The organism is Pseudoxanthomonas putridarboris (assembly GCF_038321125.1).
Lineage (GTDB): Bacteria > Pseudomonadota > Gammaproteobacteria > Xanthomonadales > Xanthomonadaceae > Pseudoxanthomonas_A > Pseudoxanthomonas_A putridarboris.
This window is the reverse complement of sequence record NZ_JBBWWT010000003.1, coordinates 528,372-549,275: the sequence shown is the minus strand read 5'-3', so window position 1 is coordinate 549,275 and position 20,904 is coordinate 528,372. Positions and strand designations below refer to the sequence as shown.

The 20,904-nt window shown below is 66.8% G+C and carries 21 protein-coding genes; 13 read left to right on the top strand and 8 right to left on the bottom strand.

Features of this window, described 5'->3' with window-relative positions; translation table 11 throughout:
* Positions 1–519: 519 nt before the first annotated feature.
* From AAD027_RS09940 to AAD027_RS09925, 4 genes are all read left to right on the top strand, one after another.
* Positions 520–1,026 (top strand): GNAT family N-acetyltransferase, encoded by a 507-nt coding sequence (locus AAD027_RS09940; protein ID WP_341725856.1) that lies wholly within the window; start codon positions 520–522, stop codon positions 1,024–1,026.
* 84 nt (positions 1,027–1,110) lie between these two features.
* Positions 1,111–1,914, top strand: a complete 804-nt coding sequence (locus AAD027_RS09935; protein WP_341725855.1) for an SAM-dependent methyltransferase — start codon at positions 1,111–1,113, stop codon at positions 1,912–1,914.
* 149 nt (positions 1,915–2,063) lie between these two features.
* On the top strand, positions 2,064–2,345 hold the full coding sequence (locus AAD027_RS09930; protein ID WP_341725854.1) for a hypothetical protein: 282 nt from the start codon (positions 2,064–2,066) through the stop codon (positions 2,343–2,345).
* A 36-nt stretch (positions 2,346–2,381) separates the two neighbouring features.
* Positions 2,382–4,199: a sensor domain-containing diguanylate cyclase gene (locus tag AAD027_RS09925; protein WP_341725853.1), complete on the top strand. Its 1,818-nt coding sequence runs from the start codon at positions 2,382–2,384 to the stop codon at positions 4,197–4,199.
* 95 nt (positions 4,200–4,294) lie between these two features.
* Here the strand turns inward: AAD027_RS09925 and AAD027_RS09920 are convergent, their stop codons facing one another.
* On the bottom strand, positions 4,295–5,395 hold the full coding sequence (locus AAD027_RS09920) for a diguanylate cyclase (RefSeq protein ID WP_341725852.1): 1,101 nt from the start codon (positions 5,393–5,395) through the stop codon (positions 4,295–4,297).
* 215 nt (positions 5,396–5,610) lie between these two features.
* Between AAD027_RS09920 and AAD027_RS09915 the strand changes: the two genes are divergently transcribed.
* Entirely contained in the window at positions 5,611–6,285 is a 675-nt protein-coding gene (locus tag AAD027_RS09915; protein ID WP_341725851.1) for a DUF998 domain-containing protein, read from the top strand.
* 33 nt (positions 6,286–6,318) lie between these two features.
* Positions 6,319–6,663: a RidA family protein gene (locus tag AAD027_RS09910; RefSeq protein WP_341725850.1), complete on the top strand. Its 345-nt coding sequence runs from the start codon at positions 6,319–6,321 to the stop codon at positions 6,661–6,663.
* Between the two features lie 169 nt (positions 6,664–6,832).
* On the opposite strand, the gene AAD027_RS09905 is transcribed toward AAD027_RS09910, so the two are convergent.
* Positions 6,833–8,095: a TIGR03862 family flavoprotein gene (locus AAD027_RS09905; protein WP_341725849.1), complete on the bottom strand. Its 1,263-nt coding sequence runs from the start codon at positions 8,093–8,095 to the stop codon at positions 6,833–6,835.
* 98 nt (positions 8,096–8,193) lie between these two features.
* On the opposite strand from AAD027_RS09905, the gene AAD027_RS09900 reads away from it, so the two are divergent.
* The gene (locus AAD027_RS09900) at positions 8,194–9,801 is read left to right on the top strand and encodes a serine hydrolase (protein WP_341725848.1); all 1,608 of its coding nucleotides are present in this window, start codon (positions 8,194–8,196) and stop codon (positions 9,799–9,801) included.
* A gap of 175 nt (positions 9,802–9,976) precedes the next feature.
* On the opposite strand, the gene AAD027_RS09895 is transcribed toward AAD027_RS09900, so the two are convergent.
* Together AAD027_RS09895 and AAD027_RS09890 are read right to left on the bottom strand one after the other, a co-directional pair.
* The gene (locus AAD027_RS09895; RefSeq protein WP_341725847.1) at positions 9,977–10,408 is read right to left on the bottom strand and encodes an FKBP-type peptidyl-prolyl cis-trans isomerase; all 432 of its coding nucleotides are present in this window, start codon (positions 10,406–10,408) and stop codon (positions 9,977–9,979) included.
* A gap of 86 nt (positions 10,409–10,494) precedes the next feature.
* Positions 10,495–10,737 carry a hypothetical protein gene (locus tag AAD027_RS09890; RefSeq protein ID WP_341725878.1) on the bottom strand — a complete coding sequence of 81 codons (243 nt, stop codon included), beginning with the start codon at positions 10,735–10,737 and terminating at the stop codon, positions 10,495–10,497.
* On the opposite strand from AAD027_RS09890, the gene AAD027_RS09885 reads away from it, so the two are divergent.
* A complete protein-coding gene (locus tag AAD027_RS09885; RefSeq protein ID WP_341725846.1) occupies positions 10,660–11,022 on the top strand; it encodes a DUF6164 family protein in 363 nt (120 codons plus the stop codon). The two genes, AAD027_RS09890 and AAD027_RS09885, sit on opposite strands and share 78 nt — an antisense overlap.
* Positions 11,023–11,031: 9 nt before the next feature.
* Here AAD027_RS09885 and AAD027_RS09880 read toward each other — a convergent pair whose 3' ends face one another.
* Together AAD027_RS09880 and AAD027_RS09875 are read right to left on the bottom strand one after the other, a co-directional pair.
* Positions 11,032–11,580, bottom strand: coding sequence for an SRPBCC family protein (locus tag AAD027_RS09880; protein ID WP_341725845.1), 549 nt, complete (start codon positions 11,578–11,580; stop codon positions 11,032–11,034).
* Between the two features lie 118 nt (positions 11,581–11,698).
* Positions 11,699–12,076, bottom strand: coding sequence for an ArsR/SmtB family transcription factor (locus tag AAD027_RS09875; RefSeq protein WP_341725844.1), 378 nt, complete (start codon positions 12,074–12,076; stop codon positions 11,699–11,701).
* An 86-nt stretch (positions 12,077–12,162) separates the two neighbouring features.
* Here AAD027_RS09875 and AAD027_RS09870 point away from each other — a divergent pair, with 86 nt between their 5' ends.
* From AAD027_RS09870 to AAD027_RS09850, 5 genes are all read left to right on the top strand, one after another.
* A complete protein-coding gene (locus tag AAD027_RS09870; RefSeq protein ID WP_341725843.1) occupies positions 12,163–12,912 on the top strand; it encodes a sulfurtransferase in 750 nt (249 codons plus the stop codon).
* 8 nt (positions 12,913–12,920) lie between these two features.
* Positions 12,921–14,480, top strand: a complete 1,560-nt coding sequence (locus AAD027_RS09865; RefSeq protein ID WP_341725875.1) for a protein adenylyltransferase SelO — start codon at positions 12,921–12,923, stop codon at positions 14,478–14,480.
* A gap of 181 nt (positions 14,481–14,661) precedes the next feature.
* Positions 14,662–15,333 carry a glutathione S-transferase gene (locus AAD027_RS09860; RefSeq protein WP_341725842.1) on the top strand — a complete coding sequence of 224 codons (672 nt, stop codon included), beginning with the start codon at positions 14,662–14,664 and terminating at the stop codon, positions 15,331–15,333.
* A 130-nt stretch (positions 15,334–15,463) separates the two neighbouring features.
* Positions 15,464–16,714, top strand: coding sequence for a threonine synthase (locus tag AAD027_RS09855; RefSeq protein WP_341725841.1), 1,251 nt, complete (start codon positions 15,464–15,466; stop codon positions 16,712–16,714).
* Positions 16,715–16,813: 99 nt separating this feature from the next.
* On the top strand, positions 16,814–17,800 hold the full coding sequence (locus AAD027_RS09850) for an LLM class flavin-dependent oxidoreductase (protein WP_341725840.1): 987 nt from the start codon (positions 16,814–16,816) through the stop codon (positions 17,798–17,800).
* A 209-nt stretch (positions 17,801–18,009) separates the two neighbouring features.
* Here the strand turns inward: AAD027_RS09850 and AAD027_RS09845 are convergent, their stop codons facing one another.
* Together AAD027_RS09845 and AAD027_RS09840 are read right to left on the bottom strand one after the other, a co-directional pair.
* Positions 18,010–19,623 (bottom strand): carboxylesterase/lipase family protein, encoded by a 1,614-nt coding sequence (locus tag AAD027_RS09845; protein ID WP_341725839.1) that lies wholly within the window; start codon positions 19,621–19,623, stop codon positions 18,010–18,012.
* 72 nt (positions 19,624–19,695) lie between these two features.
* Positions 19,696–20,901 carry a BaiN/RdsA family NAD(P)/FAD-dependent oxidoreductase gene (locus AAD027_RS09840; protein ID WP_341725838.1) on the bottom strand — a complete coding sequence of 402 codons (1,206 nt, stop codon included), beginning with the start codon at positions 20,899–20,901 and terminating at the stop codon, positions 19,696–19,698.
* Positions 20,902–20,904: the final 3 nt, after the last annotated feature.

Sequence of the window (20,904 nt, the reverse complement as noted above, 5' to 3'; positions counted from 1 at the left end):
GTTCCCGGACCAGCTTTACCGCCTCAAGCTTGAACTCGGGCGTGAACGTCCGCTTTGCCATTTACCACCTCCGATTTCATCATTGCACCTAAACTAGGTGTCTGTGAAATCGGCAGCAGGCCAGATAGCTGGACGCCATGGCCGTGCCACCGCCATGATTCGGGATGGGGAAGGGATGATGCGGGGGTGGGGAAACGATGTTGAAGCAGGTGAGGCATCGCTGGGCGGCTGTGCTCAGCCGAGTGGCTACCGTGCCGGCCAGCCAGGCACAAATTGATCGATGGCTGGTGCAGGCGCCATGCCGAAAGCCATCCGGTGATCAGGCTGCGACGTCTTTGCAGGGCATGGCCGGTGATCCGGCATTGCTATGCCTCAGTTCGACCAACGTCTCGACCTAGATCGACTGAAGGATATGGAAACACCGCAACGCCGAGTCGATGAAGATCATCCACAGAACCACGCCGGAGTTGTCGGTGATGGTGGAGTCGCCGTGACGTGGATCGAGGTGCATGCGGCGACATGATGAATGCACCGCACAAACCGCGTCTCCTGCTTCGCGCGTTGGATGAACGCGATAAAGATTTTTACACGGACCTTTACGCAGATCCGGAAGTCATGCGCAGTATCGGCGAGCCTTGGTCGGCCAAGACAGCGGGTGATGCTTTTTTCCTGGCCTGCGACGCAAATAAAAAAGCCGACGCGGATTTTCGTTGTTGGCTCATTTTATCGGCGGAGGGTTTCAAGATAGGTATAGCAGCCCTGATGAAGCGAGTATCGAATGTGGAACTGGGCATCATGGTGGCGCCTGAATGGCAGCGACGCGGAGTGGGTTCACTGGTATTGGAAATGCTGGTCCGGTTGGCGTTTGAAGAACATGGTTCTGTGCAGATCTTGTGCCGTCACCGGCATGGCAATGAGGCGTGGACGCGTTTGATGGCTCGCTCTCGGTTCTCACAGGATATGAGCATAGAATGCGCATCAGACTTGCGGGCATGGCGTTTCATTGGCGAAGACAAGAATACGTAGATGCCGGCATGATATCCGATGGGCAGATATCAGGCAGCGCTCGGTTACTGGGCAATTCCTCTTTGGAGTGTGAAGGCGAGTGAAATGAGTAAAGGCAGTCTGGCGTGTGTAGGGCTTGGAATGACGCTGGGCGCACACCTCGCGCCACGGGCTCGCAGCTTCATTGAGAAGGCCGACGTCGTCTTCGCAGCTGTTTCCGACCCATTGGTGGAGTTGTGGGTGCAGGAGATGCATCGGGACGTCAGGAGCCTGCAGCCGTATTATGGGGAGGGCAAGCCGCGGAATCTGGCCTACCGTGAGATGGTGGCCGCCATGCTTGTGGAGGTGCGTGCCGGCAAGCAGGTATGCGGAGCCTTCTATGGGCATCCTGGTGTTTTCGCCTGTGTCCCTCATATGGCGATCAGCCGAGCAAAGGAAGAGGGCTTTGATGCAGTAATGGAAGCCGCGGTTTCGGCTGAGGATTGCCTTTATGCCGACCTTGGGATCGATCCGGGAACATTTGGCTGCCAGCATTACGAAGCGAGCCAGTTCATGTTCTATCGGCGCCGGGTGGATCCTTCCGCCTATTTGATCCTCTGGCAGGTGGGTATTGCCGGGGATCCGACCTTGACGCGAGTGGGCACCGGGGATCTTTATCGCGAGGTACTGTTGGAATTGCTGGCAGCAGATTACCCTCTCGACCATGATGTCATTGCTTATGAAGCGGCCACGTTACCCTTGTATCCTCCCAGGATGGAGCACATGTTGCTGCGACAGCTGCCACACGCCAGTCTCAATGCCGAGACCACGTTGGTGATTCCCCCAGGCCGGTCTTTGGAGCCCAACCTCGAAGTGACGTCCCGGCTGTCTCGGCTGGCTGAAGAGGAAGCAGGGCTTGCCCCCCTCTGAGCCTGCGGGTCCGACGAGTGGGCGGAGCAACTCTGGTTAGTGTGAGGAAAACCGGTTATCTTCCCTCAGGTTCCCGCGTACGGCCTTGGGGGTAAGGCTTAGTGGCTGTCCGCAGGCTGAAATAGACCGTCCAAATTCAGGGGGTATTCGTGTCAAGCACCATCCAGTTCATTGAAGCCATGGGTCGCAATGCACAGGCCCGCCATATGTCAGATGCGGAATATGAAGCTGCGATCGATGCGCTTGCGCTGGACGAGGCTGAGGCCGGTGCGCTCAAGGCCCGAGATCGGGCTGTACTCCGCGACCTGTTGGGTGGAAGAGCGAGCATGATGTGCATGATCTGGGCCCCCGACAAGCAGCCCGACAAGCAGGACGAACAACCGCAGGAAGCCGATGTGCCGGAAGAAGAGGCCCCTCCCGCCGAGGAATAATGAGGAGGGGGCGCGATGTAGCAAAGGAGTAGGACTATGTTTGCGCGCTGGAAAATACGTGGTCTTTGGCTAGCCATCGCCATGATGGTTTTGTGTGGTCCTGTGTTCGCAGCGGCTCCATTGGATGATTTGCTGGTCAAGGCTGAAGTCGCGCGCAGTTCCGATCCGAAGTTGTTTCAAAGATTGCTGGGTCAAATCAATGACCAAAGCGATCAAGCCACTGCGGACCAGAAAGAACGCATCACCTACCTCAATGCTTACTCGCTTATTTTCGAGGGACGCATCGAGAATGGGCTGCCAATGGCGCGATCTTTGGCGGAATCCGCAAAGGATGGCGACATTCGTTTCCGCGCCAACATGCTAATGGTGAACGCATACGCGCTCAACAGGCAGTTCACAGAAGGGCTGCGTCAGCTTGAGCAAGTCCTTCAGGATCTGCCCAAGGTGCGTTCAAAGCAGATACGTCATCAAGGACTGGGTGTGGCTGCGGTGATGAACCAGCAGATCGGACAATCCAGGCAGGCGTTGGAGTATGTCGAGCGCATTCTGGCCGATGTACCCGATGGCCGGACGCAGTGCTTGGCTACCCAAGTTCAGGTGGAGGCCAAGCAGCATCTCGGGCTGCTTCCCACGGAAGACGGCGATATCTACAAGGGTATCGATCAGTGCGTCCGTCAGAAGGAATTCGCAGCAGCCAACTTCATCAGGATAGCGCTGGCACGCAAGTGGGCTGACCTCGGCGATTCCGAGCGCGCAATCAGTTTGTTGAGGAAGCATCTTCCCGAGATCGAGAGGACCCGTTACCCGCATCTAATCGCAGAGGCCAAGGCCTTCTTGGCGGAGCTAACCCTGGAAAAAGGGGATGCCGCATCGGCGGAACTCTACTCGCAGGGTGTTCTGGCGCAGAGTGCGAGTGTTACCAGCAGCCTTCCGCTCGTTAAGGCCTATCGCACGCTCTATGAAGTCGCGGAACAAAGAGGCGATCTACAATCAGCACTGAGGGCATATCAGAGCTATTCTCAGGCTGACAAGGCATACCTCAATGAAGTCAAGGCACGTGAGCTTGCTTATCAGATTGTCCGACAAGAGACGCTGCAGAAAACCCAGCAGATCAGCCTGCTGGACCAACAGAACCAGATGCTGCAGCAGCAGCGCCAGGTCGACCAGCTGCAGGCCCAGAACACCCGCCTGATCGTCATCCTGCTGATCGTGCTGGTGGCGTCCATCGGCTATTGGGCGTTCAAGATCAAGCGCGTGCAGCTGTCGCTGAAGAAGATGGCCGAGACCGATGCGCTGACCGGCGTGTGCAATCGCCATCACTTCACCCTGCGGGCCGAGCGCGCGTTGGCCGAATGCGCGCGCAACGGCGAGCAGGCGGCGTTGATCATGTTCGACCTGGACCACTTCAAGAACATCAACGACCGCTACGGCCACGAAACCGGCGACTGGGCATTGAAGCAGGTGGCCGAGGCCTGCAAGGGCTTCTGCCGCCGCATCGACGTGCTGGGCCGGCTGGGCGGGGAGGAGTTCGCCATCCTGATGTATGGCTGCGACCTGCGCGCCGCCGCCCGCGTGGCCGACGACTGCCGCGTGCGCCTGGCGCAGATCGACACCAAGGAGACCGGCCACACCTTCGCCATCACCGGCAGCTTCGGCGTGACCTCCAGCACCATGGCCGGCTACAGCCTGGCCAAGCTGCTCTCGCAGGCCGACAAGATGCTGTACCGCGCCAAGCACCTGGGCCGCAACCGCATCTGCATCCACGAGCCCGCGCAGGAACATCCGCGCGAGGGCGGCAGCAACGTGCTGGAACTGCCGCAGCGCGAGGGCCGCGTCGAACAGATCGGCGCCTGATATCCGGCCGGCAGCGGCCTGCGGCCGCTGCCTTTTCCTTCAGGCCCTGGAGACCGCCGCCACGCCGGCGGCCGACGGGCATCAAGCAAGGGAGGTCAGCCCGCGGTCGCCGGGGCAGCCCCGTTGCCACCGCCCAGGCCATGCACTTCCAGCCGGTTGCGGCCGCTGCTCTTGGCGCGGTAGAGCGCGCGGTCGGCGGCTTCCAGCCAGGCGCGCAAGCCGCGCGCCGGATCGTCCGCCCTGGCCAGCCCCAGGCTGACCGTGCAGCGCAGGCCGGGCGCATTGTCCACGCGGATGGCCTCGACTCCTTGCAGGATGCGTCGGGCGACCACTTCGGCGGCCTGCAGGTCGGTGCCGCGCAGCAGCACCGCGAACTCGTCGCCACCCAGCCGCCCGGCGCAGTCCATGCTCCGGATGCTGTGGCGGATCACGCTGGCGGTGGCACGCAACACGTCGTCGCCGCCCGCGTGGCCATGGCGGTCGTTGATGGCCTTGAAGTGGTCGACGTCGATCATCATCAGCGTGGCGGCTTCGCCGTTGTCGGCGCACTGCTGCAGGATCAGGGCCGCCTGTTCCTGCCAGTGGCGGCGGCAATCCAGCCCGGTCAGGGTGTCGCGCCGGCTCAGTTCGTCCAGCAACCGGTTCTGCCGCTTCACCTTGCGCACCAGCCGGTAGCTGGCCTGGCTGACGGCGATGGTGTGGATCAGCAGCATCGGCAGGCAGGCCACCATCACCGTCATGCTGGTGGCGGGGTGGAATTCGAAGCCCGTGGCCACGCCGGCCAGCAAGGCGCCGGCCAGCATCAACGGCAGCGACCAGTGCCACAGCCGGTCGATGCCGGTGCTGATCTTGTCCACCGTGGCCAGGGTCACCAGCAGCACGCTGGGCAACAGGTTGAAGGCCATCATCGGCACCCACATGCCGGCCAGCACCGAATCGAACAGCAGGTTGCGGATCTCGCCGCGGTAGGGCTGCGGGTGGCGCAGCGCCAGCCACAGCGCCAGTTGCGGCCACGCCACCGCGGTAAAGGCCAGCCATGTCCAGCCGATCCACGAGGCCTGGTTCTCCAGCAGCACCGCTCCGATCGGAATGGCGGCCAGGCCCATGCCCAGCATCCGCAGGCGATGGATGCGCCGCGGCAGGCGCTGGGCATGCCGTACATGCTCGGACGCGGGCACCTGGGTGGAAGAACGCATGGGCGCGAGGAGTTCCCTGCTCGTGGCGGCCGGTCCCGGCAGGCGCCGGGGGTGGCCATATTAGGGCAAACGGTTCCACGGAGCGCAGCCGCCCCGGTCGGGCCGGAATGCCTGTCACCCACATCGGCCGATCACGCGGTTTCTTGAGCCACGCGCGAACCTGGGCGCCAACGTTGCGATAATCGCGGCTCCGCCACCATCGAGTCCCCCATCGGATGCCAGCCATCGACCTGTCCGCCGCTTCCATGCCCCCCGTGACGGCCCGCTGGATCCGCGCCAGCGGCATGGCGGCCATGCTGGGGGCGCTGGCCTTCCTCGCCACCGCGCTGGCATTGCAGTTCATCCGCCAGGACCTGCCGTGGCAGAGCGCCACGTTGAGCCGTTACCTGCTGGGCCCCTACGGGCTGGGGCTGCGCACGCTGTACTGCGTGCTGGCCGTGGCCATCGTGCTCCTGGCCCTCGGGCTGGACGCCAGCCTGCAGGCATCGGCGCGCAGTGCGGCGCCGCTGGGCCTGCTCTGCGCCGGTGCGCTGGGGCTCAGCGGCGTGGCCATCGGGGACTCATGGCTGCCGGCCATCGATCCGGACTTCCACCAGTGGTTCCACCACGCCTGTGCCATTTCGGCGTTCCTGTTCGTCACCACCGGCATGGTGCTGCAAGCATGGCGGTTCCGCCTGGATGCTTACTGGCGACGCCATTTCCCGCTGGCGATCGGCTGGGCGCTGGCTTGCTATGGCTTGCTGTGGCTGCACGCCTTCTGGCCGCCGGCGGGCAGGGGCTGGGTGCAGAAGCTCTTGATCGCGTTCATCGTCGGTGCGATGGCGGTGGGTGGGCGCTGGCTCTGGCGGGCGGCTTCGCCCACGCGTGCGGTGGATGGCGCGCGGCGCTAAGCTGCGGTCAGTCCAAGCCAGGGAGTGAATGCCATGATCCAGCGGTTCGACGTGGGCCAGCGCCTTTCGGAAATGGCCATCCACAACGGCGCGGTCTATCTGGCCGGGCAGGTGGCCGGCAACACCGCCGACAGCATCTGCGGGCAGACCCGGCAGGTGCTGGACGAAGTGGATGCCTTGCTCGCCCGCGCCGGCACCGACAAGACCCGCATCCTGCGGGCGGAAATCTTCCTGAAGGACATGAACGACTTCGACGCGATGAACCGCGTCTGGGACGAATGGGTACCCGCGGGCCATGCGCCGCCGCGCGCCACCGTGCAGGCGCAGTTGGCCAACCCGGGCTGGCTGGTCGAGATCGTGGTGACCGCGGCGGTCTGAACGGACGCGCGCGTATTGCGCACGCGTTCACAAGTCCGGCGCATGTCATCGAATTGCCGCCAAAAGCTAACCAGAATTCAACACCACAAATCGTATCTTTCGCACACGCTCCGCAGCCGCTGTAGCCCGCATCCCGTGATGCAACGCCACAGCCCCTGCGGGCGACCAATCAGCTGGATGCCTGCTTCGCCAGCCACGCCACCGCGCCAAGCCCGGCACGGCGGCCACTGGCGAAGCAGGCGGTGAGCAGATAGCCACCGGTCGGGGCTTCCCAGTCCAGCATCTCGCCCGCCGCGAATACGCCGGGCCGGCCACGGATCATCAGTGCGTCATCGAGCGCTTCGAGACGGATGCCGCCGGCCGTGCTGATGGCTTCTTCCATCGGGCGGGCACGCTTGAGCACCAGCGGCAGACGCTTGGCCGCCCGGGCGAGGGCGGCGGCGTCCTGCCATCGGGACCTGTCCAGCACTTCGTGGAGCAGGGCGGCTTTCACGCCGCCCAGCCCCGCCTGGCGGCGCAGGTGTTCGCTGAAGCTGCGCGAGCCGCGAGGCTTCTCCAGCGCGCGCAGGAGATCGGATTCGTCCCGCCCGGGCAACAGGTCCAGGTGCAGGGTGGTCTGTCCATCGCGTGCGATCGCATCGCGCAGCGCGGGCGACAGCGCATAGACCAGGCTGCCTTCGATGCCGGTGGCGGTGACGACGCATTCGCCCTGGCGGTGTTGTTCGTGTCCGGCGGCATCGCGCCAGTACGCGACGACAGGTTTGATCGGCGCGCCGGCGAAGCGGCTGGCCAGGTGCTCGCTCCAGCCGACGTCGAAACCGCAGTTGGAGGGCCGTAGCGGCGCCACCGCGATGCCGTTCTCTTCCAGTACCGGCACCCACGCGCCATCGGAACCCAGTTCCGGCCAACTGCCGCCGCCCAGCGCCAGCACCACGGCATCGGGCTTCGCGCGTCGCTCGCCTTCGGGCGTGGCGAAGCGCAGTGCGCCTTCTTCGTCCCAGCCTTCCCAGCGGTGCTGCACGTGGAAGCGCACGCCCTGTTCGCGCAGGCGGCGCACCCAGCCGCGCAGCAACGGTGCGGCCTTCAGGTCGCCGGGGAAGACGCGCCCGGACGTGCCGACGAAGGTTTCCACGCCCAATCCCTTCGCCCATTCGCGCAATGCATCGGCGTCGAAGTCGCGCAGCCAGGCCGTTACCTCGTCGCGCCGTTCGCCATAACGGGTGGCGAATGCGTCGAAGGTCTCGGAATGGGTCAGGTTCAATCCGCCCTTGCCGGCGATCAGGAACTTGCGGCCCACCGAACCCTTGGCGTCGTACAGATCCGCGTCCAGCCCTGCGGCGCGCGCGACTTCCGCCGCCATCAGGCCCGCCGGGCCGCCGCCGACGATCGCCAGCGTGCGGGCAGGGGGCGGAAGAGTCCGTGCGTGGGTCATCCGCCCATTATGCCGTGCGCGGCCCTGCCCACCGGCACGGCGCACAGCGGTGCGGGCATGCGGTATCGTCCCACGCTGGTTCCGATGATGGATGACGCATGACGTTCCCTGTCCTGGCCGCGCTGCGCCGGCCATCGCTGTGGCTGCTCTGCCTGTTCGCCAGCGTGGGCGTCCACGCCCAGCCGGTCCCGGTATCCGAGCCGCTGCACGATTTCGATGCCTACGTGGAATCGGTGCGCCAGGCCTTCGACGTTCCCGGCATCGCCGTGGCCGTGGTCAAGGACGGCGAGGTGGTGCTGGCGCGCGGCTATGGCGAGCGCGAACTGGGCAAGGCCACGCGGGTGGACGAACACACGATGTTCGCCATCGCCTCCAACACCAAGGCGTTCACCGCCGCCTCGCTGTCGATGCTGGCCGACGAGGGCAAGCTGAAGCTGGAGGACCGCGTCATCGACCACTTGCCGTGGTTCCGCATGGCCGATCCCTATGTCACCCATGAGATGCGCATCCGCGACCTGCTGGTCCATCGCAGCGGCCTGGGCCTGGGCGCGGGCGACCTGCTGTTCTGGCCCGCCACCACCTACAGCAACCGCGAGGTGGCCGAACGCCTGCGCGACGTGCCGCTGACCGGCGGGTTCCGCGAACGCTACGCCTACGACAACATCCTGTACGGCGTGGCGCAACTGGTGATCGAGCAGGCCAGCGGGCAGAGTTACGAGCAATTCCTGCGCACGCGCATCCTCCAGCCGCTGGGCATGCGCGAGACCCGCTACAACAGCGATGCGCTGAAGCCGGGCGACAACGTCGCCACCGGCCACGCCAAGGCCGACTTCACCGACCTGCAACCGGCGCCGCGCATGACCTGGGCGAACGTGGCGGGCGCGGGCGGCCTGTATTCGAGCGTCTCGGACATGGCGCGCTGGATGAACGCGCAGCTTGCCGGCGGTGCGTACCGCGATGCGCATGGTCGCGAGCAGCGCCTGTTCTCGCCGGAGCGGCAGAAGGCGATGTGGTCGCTGGTCACGCCGATGCCGATCGCCGAACCCAAGGTCGAGGCATTGAAGGCCGCAAGGCCCGACTTCCTGGGTTACGGCGAAGGCTGGATGGTCTCCGATTTCCGGGGCCGCAAGCTGGTCTGGCATACCGGCGGCTGGCCGGGCATGGTCTCGCGCGTCACCCTGGTGCCGGAGCAGAAACTGGGCATCGTGGTGCTGACCAACCAGGAAACCGGCGCCGCGTTCAACGCGGTGACGATGAAGGTGCTGGACGCCTACCTGGCCGGTACCGGCACGGATTGGCTGGCGGCCTATCGGGCGCAGGTGGCGCAGTCCAGGGACGATGCCGACGAACACTGGCGCAAGCTGCAGGAGGCGCGCGATGCGGATTCGCGCCCATCGCTGCCGCTGGACCGCTACGCCGGCACCTTGCGTGATCCGTGGTACGGCGACGTGGTGGTGGCGAAGGAGGGCGATGGACTGGTGCTGCGCTTCAGCCGCACCCCGGAACTGGTGGGCGACCTGCGGCATTGGCAGCACGACACCTTCGTGGTGCGCTGGCGCAAGCGCTGGCTGAATGCCGATGCGTTCATCACCTACGCATTGAAACCCGATGGCAGCCTGCGCGAGGCGCGGATGGAGGCCATTTCGCCATTGACCGACTTCAGTTTCGATTTCCACGACCTGCGGCTGGCGCCGGTGGAGCCCTGACCCTTCTTGTAGGAGCGCCCCATGGGCGCGATGCTCTTCGCCGCCTGCAAGCAAGAAGCATCGCGCCCATGGGGCGCTCCTACAGGGCATGCGTGCGAAGGGTTCCGATTGCGTGGTATCGGTTTCCGGTGAACAAAGCATCGCGTCCGTGGGGTGTTCCTGCGAGAACTCCGTGTCAGCGCGGCTTGACGCCCAGCAGTTCCACCTCGAACACCAGCGAGGCGTTCGGCGGGATCACGCCGCCGGCGCCCTTGCTGCCATAGCCGTAGTCCGACGGAATCAGCAGGGTGCGCTTGCCGCCCACCTTCATGCCGGCCACGCCGTCGTCCCAGCCGCGGATCACCTGGCCGGCGCCCAGCAGGAAGGTGAAGGGCTGGCCGCGGTCCACCGAGCTGTCGAACTTCTCGCCGCGCTTGTCCGGCGCCTTTTCGTCGTACAGCCAGCCGGTGTAGTGCACGGTGACATCGCTGCCGGAAGTGGCCGTGTCGCCGCTGCCGGCCTGGTGGTCGATGCGCTGCAGTTCGGCCACGCTGCCGCCGGGCGGCGGACCGGGAGGCGTGCAGGCGGAGAGCAGGGCGATAGTCAGGGCGAGCAGCAGCGAACGCATCGGCGGATCCTTTCGGGCGGGGCGGCAGGGTAGCGCATCCCGTGGGCCGGCGGACGCGCCGCCTCAATCCACCAGCGAGCCGCATGTCAATTGGCGATGGATGCCTTCCCGCTGCCCTGGAGGATCTCGGCGGCCTGCAGGCGAGCCGGCGAGCGGCCGCCGGCCGGGCGGACGTGGGCGCCTTCGCGGACGAACATGCGCAACGTCGCCCTGCTGTCGGTGATGAGAACCACAGCCGTTAGACTGTCGGCATGGCGAAACTCTTCCTCAATCTGCGCAACGTACCCGCTGACGAAGCCGATGATGTGCGCGGATTTTTGCATCGGCATGCCATCGACTTCTACGAGACCCCGCCCAGCCCATGGGGCGTTTCCGCCGGCGGCCTCTGGATCGAGGACGCGGAGCAACTGGCGCGGGCGAAGGCCCTGATGGCCGACTACCAGCAACAGCGCCGCACGCAGGCCCGAGAAGAACAGGCTGCCGCATCGCGCGAAGGCCGTGCCGAAACCTTCCTCGGCCTGCTGAAGGCGCGGCCGCTCTACGTGCTGGGCATGCTGGCGGCCATCGCGCTGGTGCTGGGCCTCACGCTGGCATTGCCCTACCTGCTGCTCTGACCGCGTGGCCTACGCGGCCTGGCGCGGCAGGCGCCGGTCGTATTCGGCTTCCAGCCGCTCGTGCGCGGGCCAGAAGCTGCGCGGTTCACGCCCTTCCAGCCGATCGACCAGGATGCCGACGTGCGCATGCCAGCCGGCCGACACGCTGAGCAGCATCCCGCGGCTGCGCAGGCGGCTGTGGGTGATGGTCAGCAGCACGCGGTCGCCTTCCGGCGCCAGGTCGAAACGCACTTCGGAATCGCCGCCGTCGGCTTCGCGCCAGGTAAAGCTGAGCAGGCGGGGCGCCTCGCACGCGAGGATGCGACCCTGCTGGCGATGGCAGCCATCGTCCGTGCGATAACGCTCCGGCGTGGGGACCTGTTCCTCCGACAGCTGGTCGTGCTGGAACATCAGTTCCACTTCGCCGCCCGGCCGCAAATCCATTTCGCCACGCGCCAGCCAGCGGCTGCGCGGCCCGGATTCGGTCAGGTATTGCCAGACGCGTTCGATGGGGCCGGGCAACGAGCGTTGCAGGCGCAAGGTGTCCGGGGCGATCAGGGTGCCGTAACTGTCGTTCATCGCGGTGCTCCAGGTTCAGGCGAACAGGGCATGCAGCGCATCCAGCATGGTGTGCCAGCCGTGTTCGGTACGGGATGCGTAGTCGGCCATTCGACGGTATCGATGGTGGGCGATAAGCTCATGCGGGTTTTCCCTTGCGCCGGGATCGCGTGGAAACCACGGGTGGTGGTTCCTCGGCCTGCAGCGCGGCTTCCAGCGCATCCAGGCGCTGGTTCCAGAACTGTTCGTAGTAGCGCAGCCAGGCCTGCCCTTGGGCCAGCGCCTGCGGTTGCAGGTGGCACAGGTGCGTACGCCCCTGGATCTGCCGCGTCACCAGCCCGGCGCGTTCCAGCACCTTGATGTGCTTGGAGGCGGCGGCCAGCGATATACGGAAAGGCGCGGCCAGTTCGCCGACGCTGCGCGGGTGGCCGCCCAGGCTGCGCAGCATGCGCCGCCGGGTGCCATCGGCCAGGGCGTGGAAGACCGCATCCAGTCGAGGAGAGTCATGTTCAACCATGTGGTTGAGCATTTCATCGCGCCTGCTAATTGTCAACCGATTGGTTGAATGAAGAGCGTGCCGGCCGACGGACGGTAAAATGCCGCATGGTCACCAACATCGCCGCCTACCACTTCACGCCCATCAACGAACCGGACACGCTGGTGGCCGAGTTGCGGGCGCGTGCCGAATCGTTGGCCCTGCGCGGCACGGTGCTGGTGGCCGGGGAGGGCGTAAACCTCTTCCTGGCGGGCGATGCCGATGCCATCGAGGCCTTCCTGGTACCGCTGCGGCAGGACGCGCGTTTCGCCGGGCTGCGTGTGAAGTACAGCGAAAGCCGCACGCAGCCTTTCGCCCGGCTGAAGGTCAAGGCCAAGCCGGAGATCATCAGCTTCCGCCGCGAAGGCACCACGCCGCTGCGCGCGCGCGCGCCGGACGTGAAGCCCGCCACGCTGGCGCGCTGGCTGCGCCAAGGGCACGACGACGAGGGCAGGCGGGTGGTGCTGCTGGACACGCGCAACCGCCAGGAAGTGGCGCATGGCACTTTCGCCGGTGCGCTGACGCTGCCCATCGCCAGGTTCACCGAGTTGCCGGCCGCACTGGAGCCGCATCGCGATGGCTTGAAGGACGCCACCGTGGTGAGCTTCTGCACCGGCGGCATCCGCTGCGAGAAGGCCGCGCTATGGATGCGCGACACCGGCATGGACAACGTGCTGCAACTGGATGGCGGCATCCTGGGGTACTTCGAGGACGTCGGCGGCCTGGGTTACGAGGGCCGCTGCTTCGTGTTCGACGAGCGCGTGGCGCTGGACCCCGGGCTGAAGCCGTTGGCGGACGAGACGGCGGAAGCGGCGTGAGCGCCGCCATGCAGGCGCTGCGCTTCGACAACCGTTTCGTCGATGAATTGCCGGGCGATCCGGAACAGGGCGCGCGCCGGCGGGAAGTGCGTGGGGCGTTGTGGTCGTCGGTCATGCCCACGCCGGTCGCGGCGCCGCGGTTGCTGACGCATTCGCCGGAAGTCGCCGCGTTGCTGGGTCTCGCCGCGGACGACGTGGCTTCGCCAGGATTCGCGCAGGTGTTCGGCGGCAACGCCCTGCTTCCCGGCATGCAACCATATGCCGCCAACTACGGCGGCCACCAGTTCGGCAGTTGGGCGGGCCAACTGGGCGATGGCCGCGCGATCACGCTGGGCGAAGTGCTGAATGCGCGCGGCGAGCGCTGGGAGATCCAGCTGAAGGGCGCCGGGCCCACGCCTTACTCGCGCACCGCCGATGGCCGAGCGGTATTGCGCTCGTCGATCCGCGAATTCCTGTGCAGCGAGGCGATGCATCACCTGGGTGTGCCGACGACGCGCGCATTGAGCCTGGTCGCGACCGGCGAGGACGTGGTCCGCGACATGTTCTACGACGGCCATCCGAAGTCGGAACCGGGCGCCATCGTCTGCCGGGTGGCGCCGTCGTTCCTGCGTTTCGGCAATTACCAGTTGCCGGCTTCGCGCGACGAGACCGACCTGCTGCGGCAACTGGTGGACTTCACCATCCGCCGCGATTTCCCGCATCTTGCGGGCGAGGGCGAGACGCTGCATGCGGCGTGGTTCGCCGAGGTCTGCGAGCGCACGGCGACGATGGTGGCGCACTGGATGCGGGTGGGCTTCGTGCATGGGGTGATGAACACCGACAACATGTCGGTGCTGGGCCTGACCATCGACTACGGTCCCTACGGCTGGATCGACGACTACGACCCGGACTGGACGCCCAATACCACCGATGCGCAGGGACGCCGCTACCGCTTCGGCTGGCAGCCCAAGGTGGCGTGGTGGAACCTGAGCCGGCTGGCGCAGGCGCTGTCGCCGTTGTTCGATGGCGTGGAGGCATTGCAGGACGGCTTGCAACGCTATGCGGACACGTATGCACGGCTGGACCGCGACAATGTGGCGCGCAAGTTGGGATTGGCCGAATGCCGCGACGATGACCTGGTGTCGATGCAGGATCTGCATGCGCTGATGCAGGCCGGCGAAGTGGACATGACGCTGTTCTTCCGTGCCCTGATCGACGCCGACATGGCCGATCCGTCCATGCGCGGCTTCGACGATGCGTTCTACGACGCAGGCAAGCGCGAAGCGGTGGCGGGGCCATTGCGGGCATGGTTGGCCGGCTATGCGGCGCGCATCGCGGACGACGCACTGGACGCGACGGGGCGGCGCGAGAAGATGCGGCTTGCCAATCCGCGCTATGTGCTGCGCAACTACCTGGCGCAGCAGGCGATCGATGCGGCCGAGGCCGGCGATGCGTCCGGCGTCGCCGAACTGCTGGACGTGATGCGCCATCCCTACGACGACCAGCCGGGCCGCGAGCGGTTCGCGCAGCGCCGCCCTGACTGGGCGCGCGAGCGCGCCGGCAGCTCCATGCTGTCGTGCAGTTCGTAGGAGAACGGTGTAGGAGCGACGTGAGTCGCGACCGCGCTTACCCCGAAGCCCGAACGCGTCGCCACGTGGCAGTGCAGGCAAGCAGGCAGGCTTGCCTCTTCCGGGTCCGGTCGCGACTTACGTCGCTCCTACAGGGGAGACGGAGCGCTAAGATGCGTCACCCGACGTTGGAGCCCCCAGCATGATCACCGTGCACCACCTCAACAATTCGCGCTCGCAGCGCGTGCTCTGGCTGCTGGAGGAACTGGGGCTGGACTACACGGTCGTGCGTTACCAGCGCGATGCGAAGACGATGCTGGCGCCGCCGGAGCTGCGCAGGGTGCATCCCCTGGGCAAATCGCCGGTGGTGGTGGACGGGAACGACACGCTGGCCGAATCCGGCGCCATCCTCGAAACCCTGGTCGAGCGCTACGACGCCGCGCATCGCTTCGCACCGTCGCCGGGCACGCCGGAACACCTGCGCTACCGCTATTGGCTGCACTACGCGGAAGGTTCGGCGATGCCGCCGATGCTGCTGAGCCTGGTCTTCTCGCGGCTGAAGAAGGCGCCGATGCCGTTCTTCGTCCGACCGGTCGCCCGCGGCATCGCCGACAAGGCGCTCGCCGGCTTCGTCTCGCCGCAGGTGAAGCTGCACCTGGACTACATGGAGAGCGAACTGGCCGGGCACGCCTGGTTCGCAGGGGACCAGTTCAGCGCCGCCGACATCCAGATGAGCTTTCCCGTGGAAGCGGCGGCCGTGCGCGCGGGCCTGTCGTCGTATCCGAAGCTGGCCGCGTTCCTGCAACGGATCCATGCGCGGCCGGCGTACCAGCGCGCATTGGAGCAGGGCGGGCCGTTCGACTTGCTGAGCTGAAGAATCCGTCTTGTGGGAGCGATGTAAGTCGCGATGAAGCTTCACCGGTGATCCTGTCGCGACTTATGTCGCTCCCACCATGGGATGGTCGGTGGTTGCCGTCACCTTTCATCGAACCGAAGGAAAAACGATGTCGTATGTGCGTTGCCTGCGGGGCCTGGGCTCGAGCGTCGAGTACGCGGCCGATGTACCGATGAACCTGGATCCGGTCGACGGCCGGCCGGTGGAGATGGTGCTGGACCTGGAACGGCTCGCGGCCGAGCAGCCGGACGCGGCCTGGTACCACCCCGCGCGCCGCGACATGTGGCGGTTCGGCGCACTGATGGCGCTGGATGCGTACGACCCGCGCGACGCAGCGCACATCGTGTCGCTGGACGAAGGCGCGACGCCCTTGCTCGACTTCAGCCATCATCCCGTCGCCAGCCGGGCCGGCATCGCCCTGCAACTGAAGGACGAGGGCAAGGCGCATGCCGGGTTCGGCGCCAATCCCACGCAGAGCTTCAAGGACCGCGGCATGGCAATGGTCGCCGCGCAGGCGCGCCGCCTGGGACTGGCGAAACTGGCGGTGCCCACGCAGGGCAATGCCGGCGACTCACTGGTGCGCTATGCGCTGGCGGGCGGGCTGTCGGTGGTGGTGGCCATGCCCGACGACACGCCGCTGCCGATTCTTGGCGGCGTGGCGGCTGCCGCGCACCGGTTTCCCGATCGCGTGGAGCTGGTGCTGAAGGGGCCGACGATCCGCGAGTCCGGTACATGGCTGAAGGAGCACTACGTGCCGCAGGGCTGGTTCTCGGTGGCGACGTTCCAGGAGCCGGGCTGGCGCATAGAAGGCAAGAAATCGCTCGGGCTGGAGCTCGCCGAACCGCTTCCCGGGGAAACGCGGTGGTCGCTGCCGGACGCGGTGATCTATCCCACCGGCGGCGGCACCGGCGTGCTCGGCATGTGCAAGGCCTGGGACGAACTGCAGGCGCTGGGCCTGATCGACGCGCGCCGTCCGCGCATGATCTGCGTGCAGAGCGCGGCGACGCCGCCGCTGGTGCGCGCGTTCGACAGCGGCGCGGCGGACACGACGGCGATGGAGGCGGGAAGCACCCTGGCCACCGGGCTCAACGTACCCGGTGGCGTCGGCCATTTCCGCGTGCTGCGGATCGTGCGCGACAGCGGCGGCGCGGCCGTGGCGGTGGACGAAGCCGACATCGCCGCCGAAGTGGCACGCCTGTGGCGCCAGCAGCCGCTATGGATCGGCCCGGAGGGCGCGGCCTGCCTGGCGGCGTTGCCGCAATTGCTGGACCGTGGCCTGGTCAAGCGCGGCGAGCGGGTGGTGGCGGTGAACACCGGTTCGGCCGAGAAGTACCTGCCGGAGCTGCGTCACCTGCTGTAGCGCGATGGAAGGGCGATGGGATGCAGCATCCCACGATGCATGGTGGAATCGCACCCGGCACGTCCCCATGACGATGACATCGTCATCATCCGAACGCCCATGATCCCTTATTCATTGCTCGACCTCGCGCCCGTCTGCGAAGGCAGCGACACCACGCAGGCCTTCGCCCACATGCGCGACCTGGCGCGACACGCGGAAGGCTGGGGCTACACTCGCTACTGGCTGGCCGAGCACCACAACATGCCGGGCATCGCCAGCGCGGCGACCGCGGTGCTGATCGGCCACGTGGCCGGCGCCACCTCGACGATCCGCGTCGGCGCCGGCGGCATCATGCTGCCCAACCATTCGCCGCTGCAGGTCGCCGAGCAGTTCGGCACGCTGGCCTCGCTGTACCCGGGCCGCATCGACCTGGGGCTGGGGCGCGCGCCGGGCACCGACCAGGCGACCGCGCGCGCGTTGCGCCGCTACTTCGACAGCTCCGAGCAGTTCCCGCAGGACGTGCAGGAACTGTTGCATTACTTCGAACCCGTGCAGGAAGGGCAGGCGGTGCGCGCCGTGCCGGGCGCGGGGCTGGACGTCCCCGTGTGGCTGCTGGGTTCCAGCCTGTTCAGTGCGCGGCTGGCGGCGGCGCTGGGCCTGTCGTTCGCGTTCGCCTCGCACTTCGCGCCCGATGCGATGGACCAGGCATTGCTGCTGTACCACCGCGATTTCCGACCATCGAAATGGCTGGCCAGGCCGCACGCGATGCTGGCCCTGAACGTGGTCGCGGCCGAAACCGATGCCGAAGCCCGGCACTTGTTCACCACCCAGCAACAGGCTTTCGTCAACCTGCGCCGCGGCAAGGCCGGGCTGGTGCCGCCGCCGATCGACGACATCGAGAATTACTGGCAGCCGCACGAGAAGCTGGGCGTGGAACAGGCGCTGGCCTGCGCCGTCGTGGGCGGCCCGGAGACCGTGCGGCAGGGCATCGCCGATTTCATCGCGCGCCACCGGCCCGATGAAATCATGCTGACGGCGAACATCTTCGACCACGACAAGCGGCTGCGCAGTTTCCGCATCGCCGCCGAGGTGATGTCCGGCGGTTGACGCGCCGGGATTCCTTCCCGCGGCCTGTCGCTATGTAGGAGCGGCTTCAGCCGCGACCGCGGATATGCGCCCCTGGTGGCACCTGCCGTCCGCATGCGCTACGGCGCATTTGTCACCGCGTGACATTGATTGCCATCAGGGCGCGGTCGCGGCTGAAGCCGCTCCTACAAGGGGCGCCATGGTCGTTTACAAGGGGCGGCATGGTCGTTTCAGAAGGTTCCGCGCTGGACGAAGGGCACGCTTTCGTACAGCCGGCGCTCGCCGCCGCGCGGGTCGTCTTCCATCCGGCTGGCATCGTCGAACACCATCGTCTGCCGGCGGGGCAGGGTGTAGGGCGCCCAGTGCGGGATGCCGGCATGGTTGGGATCGCCATGGCGGGCGAAGGCGATCAGCGCATCGCTCATGCGCGTGGCCATGCGGTGCGCGCGTTCGCTCGTGCCCGTCCTTGACCCTTCGGCGTCCACGTTGTCGAACACCAGCGGGATGTCCAGGGTATGGAAGGCGCGCAGCCTGCCGCCTTCCGCCGGCGACCTCCAATCCAACTGGTAGACCCAGGCCGGCGCGCCCTGGCGCGCGCGTTCCTCGGCCTCGATGATCGCGCCACGCCATGAGCGGCCGGCGGTGGTGGCGGCGAAGAAAACCTCGGACGGGGTGTAATCGGGGTACAGCCGGCGGTACTCGGCGATCACCACGTCCGGCGCCAGGTCCACGTATTGCTGCTCGCGGATCTTCCGCGGCAACTGTTCCCAGGTCAGGGCGAAGTTGGCCGGGTCGCCGCCGAGGAACGCACGGGTCTCATCGTGCGTGTTGCCGATGATCATCGGGATGCGCGCCGACTGCGCCGGCGCGTCCGGGTAGAACGGATGCCGGGGCAGGGCGCGCGAATCGAGCACGGGACTGAAGTAGAGCGAGGTGTCCTCCACGCGCGACGGATCGCGCGCGCGCGTGGCTTCCAGTAGCCGTGCCATCGGCAGCGCGAGCAGGCGATCGAGTTCGTCCGGTTCCAGTCCTGCTTCCCGCAGCAGCAGGTCGGCGCGTTGCGCGGCCGCGCGCGGGCCGGCGGCGGTGACCTGCTGGCCGCTCATCGTCATCGCCTTGTGGAACAGGCCGTCGGCTTCGGGCATGGCCATCAGCGTGGCGATCTTCGCGCCGCCGCCGGACTGGCCGAACACGGTGACGTTGCTGGCGTCGCCGCCGAATTCGTCGGCGTGTTCGCGCACCCAGTGCAGCGCCTGGATCAGGTCGAGCTGGCCGACGTTGCCGGACTCGGCGAAGCGTTCGTCGCCATGCTCGCCCAGGTAAAGATAGCCGAAGGCGTTGAGCCGGTGGTTCACCGTCACCACCACCACGTCGCCGCGGCGGCACAGGTTCGCGCCGTCGTACAGCGGATGCGAGCCGGAACCGTTGTTGTAGCCGCCGCCGTGGATATAGAACAGGATCGGCCGCTTGCGGCCATCGCGCAGCCCGGGCGTGTGGAGGTTGAGGAACAGGCAGTCCTCGCTGACCGGCTGGCCGTCGGCATCGCCGCGCTGCGGGGCGGAGGCGGCGAAGCGGGTGGCGTCGCGCACGCCCGTCCAGGGTGTCTCCGGCAGGGCGCGCCGGAAGCGTCGCGTCGACGTGTCGCCATAGGGAATGCCGCGGAACACATGGATGCCCCGGTCGCGCAGCCCGGCGATGCGGCCGCTGCGCGTGGTGGCCACGCTGTCGCCGCGTGCGCTGGCGGACGGCGACGCCAACGGCGCCAACGCGGCGGCGAGACCGATCGCCGAAACCTGCTTCAGGAAATGGCGGCGGGAGGATTCGCGAGCGGAGAACGACGGCATGCGGGAACCTGGAGATGACACCGGTTTCCGCCAGCCTAGCAAAGCCTTCCCGCCGACAAACGCCGCGCTGCGTCAGACCGCCAGCCCCGCGGCATGGCCCGACGCCCACGCCCACTGGAAGTTGTAGCCGCCCAGCCAGCCGGTGACGTCCAGTACCTCGCCGACGAAGAACAGGCCGGGCACCCGTTTCGACATCATGGTGCTGCTGGACACGCCGTCGGTGTCCACGCCGCCCAGCGTGACCTCGGCGGTGCGATAGCCCTCCGTGCCGCTGGCGACCAGCGGCCAGTTCGCCAGCAGGTCGGCGGCCTCGCGCAACTGGGGCTCGTTGTACTGCTTCATCGGCCGGTTCGGCAGCCAGACCTCGCACAGGCGCTGGGCGAAACGGCGCGGCAACGCCTCCGACAGTACCGTCTTCAGTTCGGCGTCAGGGCGCTGCTTCTGCTGCTGCTTCAGCCACGCCCGGGCATCCTGGCCGGGCAGCAGGTCCAGCCGCAGAGCCGGCCCCGCACCCGATGCGGGGTCGTCGCCGGGTTGCCAGTACGAGGAGATCTGCAGGATCGCCGGGCCGCTGACGCCGCGGTGGGTCAGCAGCATGAAGTTGCGGAAGGCCTGTTTGCCGTAGCGGGCCTCCACCGGCAGCGCCACGCCGCTGAGGTCCTGCAGGCGTTCCTGGTGCTTGCCGCTCAGGGTCAGCGGTACCAGGCCGGCGCGCGTCGGCAGCACATCGTGGCCGAACTGGCGGGCCAGTTCGTAGCCGAAGCCGGTGGCGCCCATGCTGGGGATCGACAGGCCGCCCGTCGCGACCACCAGCGACGGGGCCGAGAACGCACCGTGCGTAGTGTGCAGGCGGAAACCGTCTTCGCCGTGCAGCACCCGTTCGACGCCGCAATTCGTCTCGATGCGGACATGCGCGTCCGCGCATTCGTCCACCAGCATCTTCACGATCAGCTTGGACGACACGTCGCAGAACAGTTGTCCCAGTTCCTTCTCGTGGTAGGCGATGCCGTGCCGTTCCACCATCCCGATGAAGTCGGCCGGCGTGTAGCGCGCCAGCGCCGACTTGCAGAAGTGGGGGTTGGCGGAGATGAAGTTGGCCGGCGTGGTGCCGGTGTTGGTGAAGTTGCAGCGCCCGCCGCCGGACATCAGGATCTTCTTGCCCACCTTGTTGGCGTGCTCCACCACCAGCACGCGCAGGCCACGCTGGCCGGCGGTCAGCGCGCACATCAGGCCGGCCGCGCCGCCGCCGACGATCAGTACGTCGTGGGTGTGCGCCATCTG

Excerpts from the sequence above, each read along its gene's own strand:
- AAD027_RS09900 (WP_341725848.1), top strand. The coding sequence starts at position 8,194 with ATGACGTTCCCTGTCCTGGCCGCGCTGCGCCGGCCATCGCTGTGGCTG.
- AAD027_RS09910 (WP_341725850.1), top strand. The coding sequence starts at position 6,319 with ATGATCCAGCGGTTCGACGTGGGCCAGCGCCTTTCGGAAATGGCCATC.
- AAD027_RS09875 (WP_341725844.1), bottom strand. The coding sequence starts at position 12,076 with ATGGTTGAACATGACTCTCCTCGACTGGATGCGGTCTTCCACGCCCTG.
- AAD027_RS09895 (WP_341725847.1), bottom strand. The coding sequence starts at position 10,408 with ATGCGTTCGCTGCTGCTCGCCCTGACTATCGCCCTGCTCTCCGCCTGC.
- AAD027_RS09905 (WP_341725849.1), bottom strand. The coding sequence starts at position 8,095 with ATGACCCACGCACGGACTCTTCCGCCCCCTGCCCGCACGCTGGCGATC.
- AAD027_RS09880 (WP_341725845.1), bottom strand. The coding sequence starts at position 11,580 with ATGAACGACAGTTACGGCACCCTGATCGCCCCGGACACCTTGCGCCTG.
- AAD027_RS09865 (WP_341725875.1), top strand. The coding sequence starts at position 12,921 with ATGCAGGCGCTGCGCTTCGACAACCGTTTCGTCGATGAATTGCCGGGC.
- AAD027_RS09860 (WP_341725842.1), top strand. The coding sequence starts at position 14,662 with ATGATCACCGTGCACCACCTCAACAATTCGCGCTCGCAGCGCGTGCTC.
- AAD027_RS09855 (WP_341725841.1), top strand. The coding sequence starts at position 15,464 with ATGTCGTATGTGCGTTGCCTGCGGGGCCTGGGCTCGAGCGTCGAGTAC.
- AAD027_RS09870 (WP_341725843.1), top strand. The coding sequence starts at position 12,163 with ATGGTCACCAACATCGCCGCCTACCACTTCACGCCCATCAACGAACCG.
- AAD027_RS09920 (WP_341725852.1), bottom strand. The coding sequence starts at position 5,395 with ATGCGTTCTTCCACCCAGGTGCCCGCGTCCGAGCATGTACGGCATGCC.
- AAD027_RS09890 (WP_341725878.1), bottom strand. The coding sequence starts at position 10,737 with ATGCCGATGCAAAAATCCGCGCACATCATCGGCTTCGTCAGCGGGTAC.
- AAD027_RS09850 (WP_341725840.1), top strand. The coding sequence starts at position 16,814 with ATGATCCCTTATTCATTGCTCGACCTCGCGCCCGTCTGCGAAGGCAGC.
- AAD027_RS09915 (WP_341725851.1), top strand. The coding sequence starts at position 5,611 with ATGCCAGCCATCGACCTGTCCGCCGCTTCCATGCCCCCCGTGACGGCC.
- AAD027_RS09840 (WP_341725838.1), bottom strand. The coding sequence starts at position 20,901 with ATGGCGCACACCCACGACGTACTGATCGTCGGCGGCGGCGCGGCCGGC.
- AAD027_RS09845 (WP_341725839.1), bottom strand. The coding sequence starts at position 19,623 with ATGCCGTCGTTCTCCGCTCGCGAATCCTCCCGCCGCCATTTCCTGAAG.
- AAD027_RS09885 (WP_341725846.1), top strand. The coding sequence starts at position 10,660 with ATGGCGAAACTCTTCCTCAATCTGCGCAACGTACCCGCTGACGAAGCC.
- AAD027_RS09940 (WP_341725856.1), top strand. The coding sequence starts at position 520 with ATGATGAATGCACCGCACAAACCGCGTCTCCTGCTTCGCGCGTTGGAT.
- AAD027_RS09935 (WP_341725855.1), top strand. The coding sequence starts at position 1,111 with ATGAGTAAAGGCAGTCTGGCGTGTGTAGGGCTTGGAATGACGCTGGGC.
- AAD027_RS09925 (WP_341725853.1), top strand. The coding sequence starts at position 2,382 with ATGTTTGCGCGCTGGAAAATACGTGGTCTTTGGCTAGCCATCGCCATG.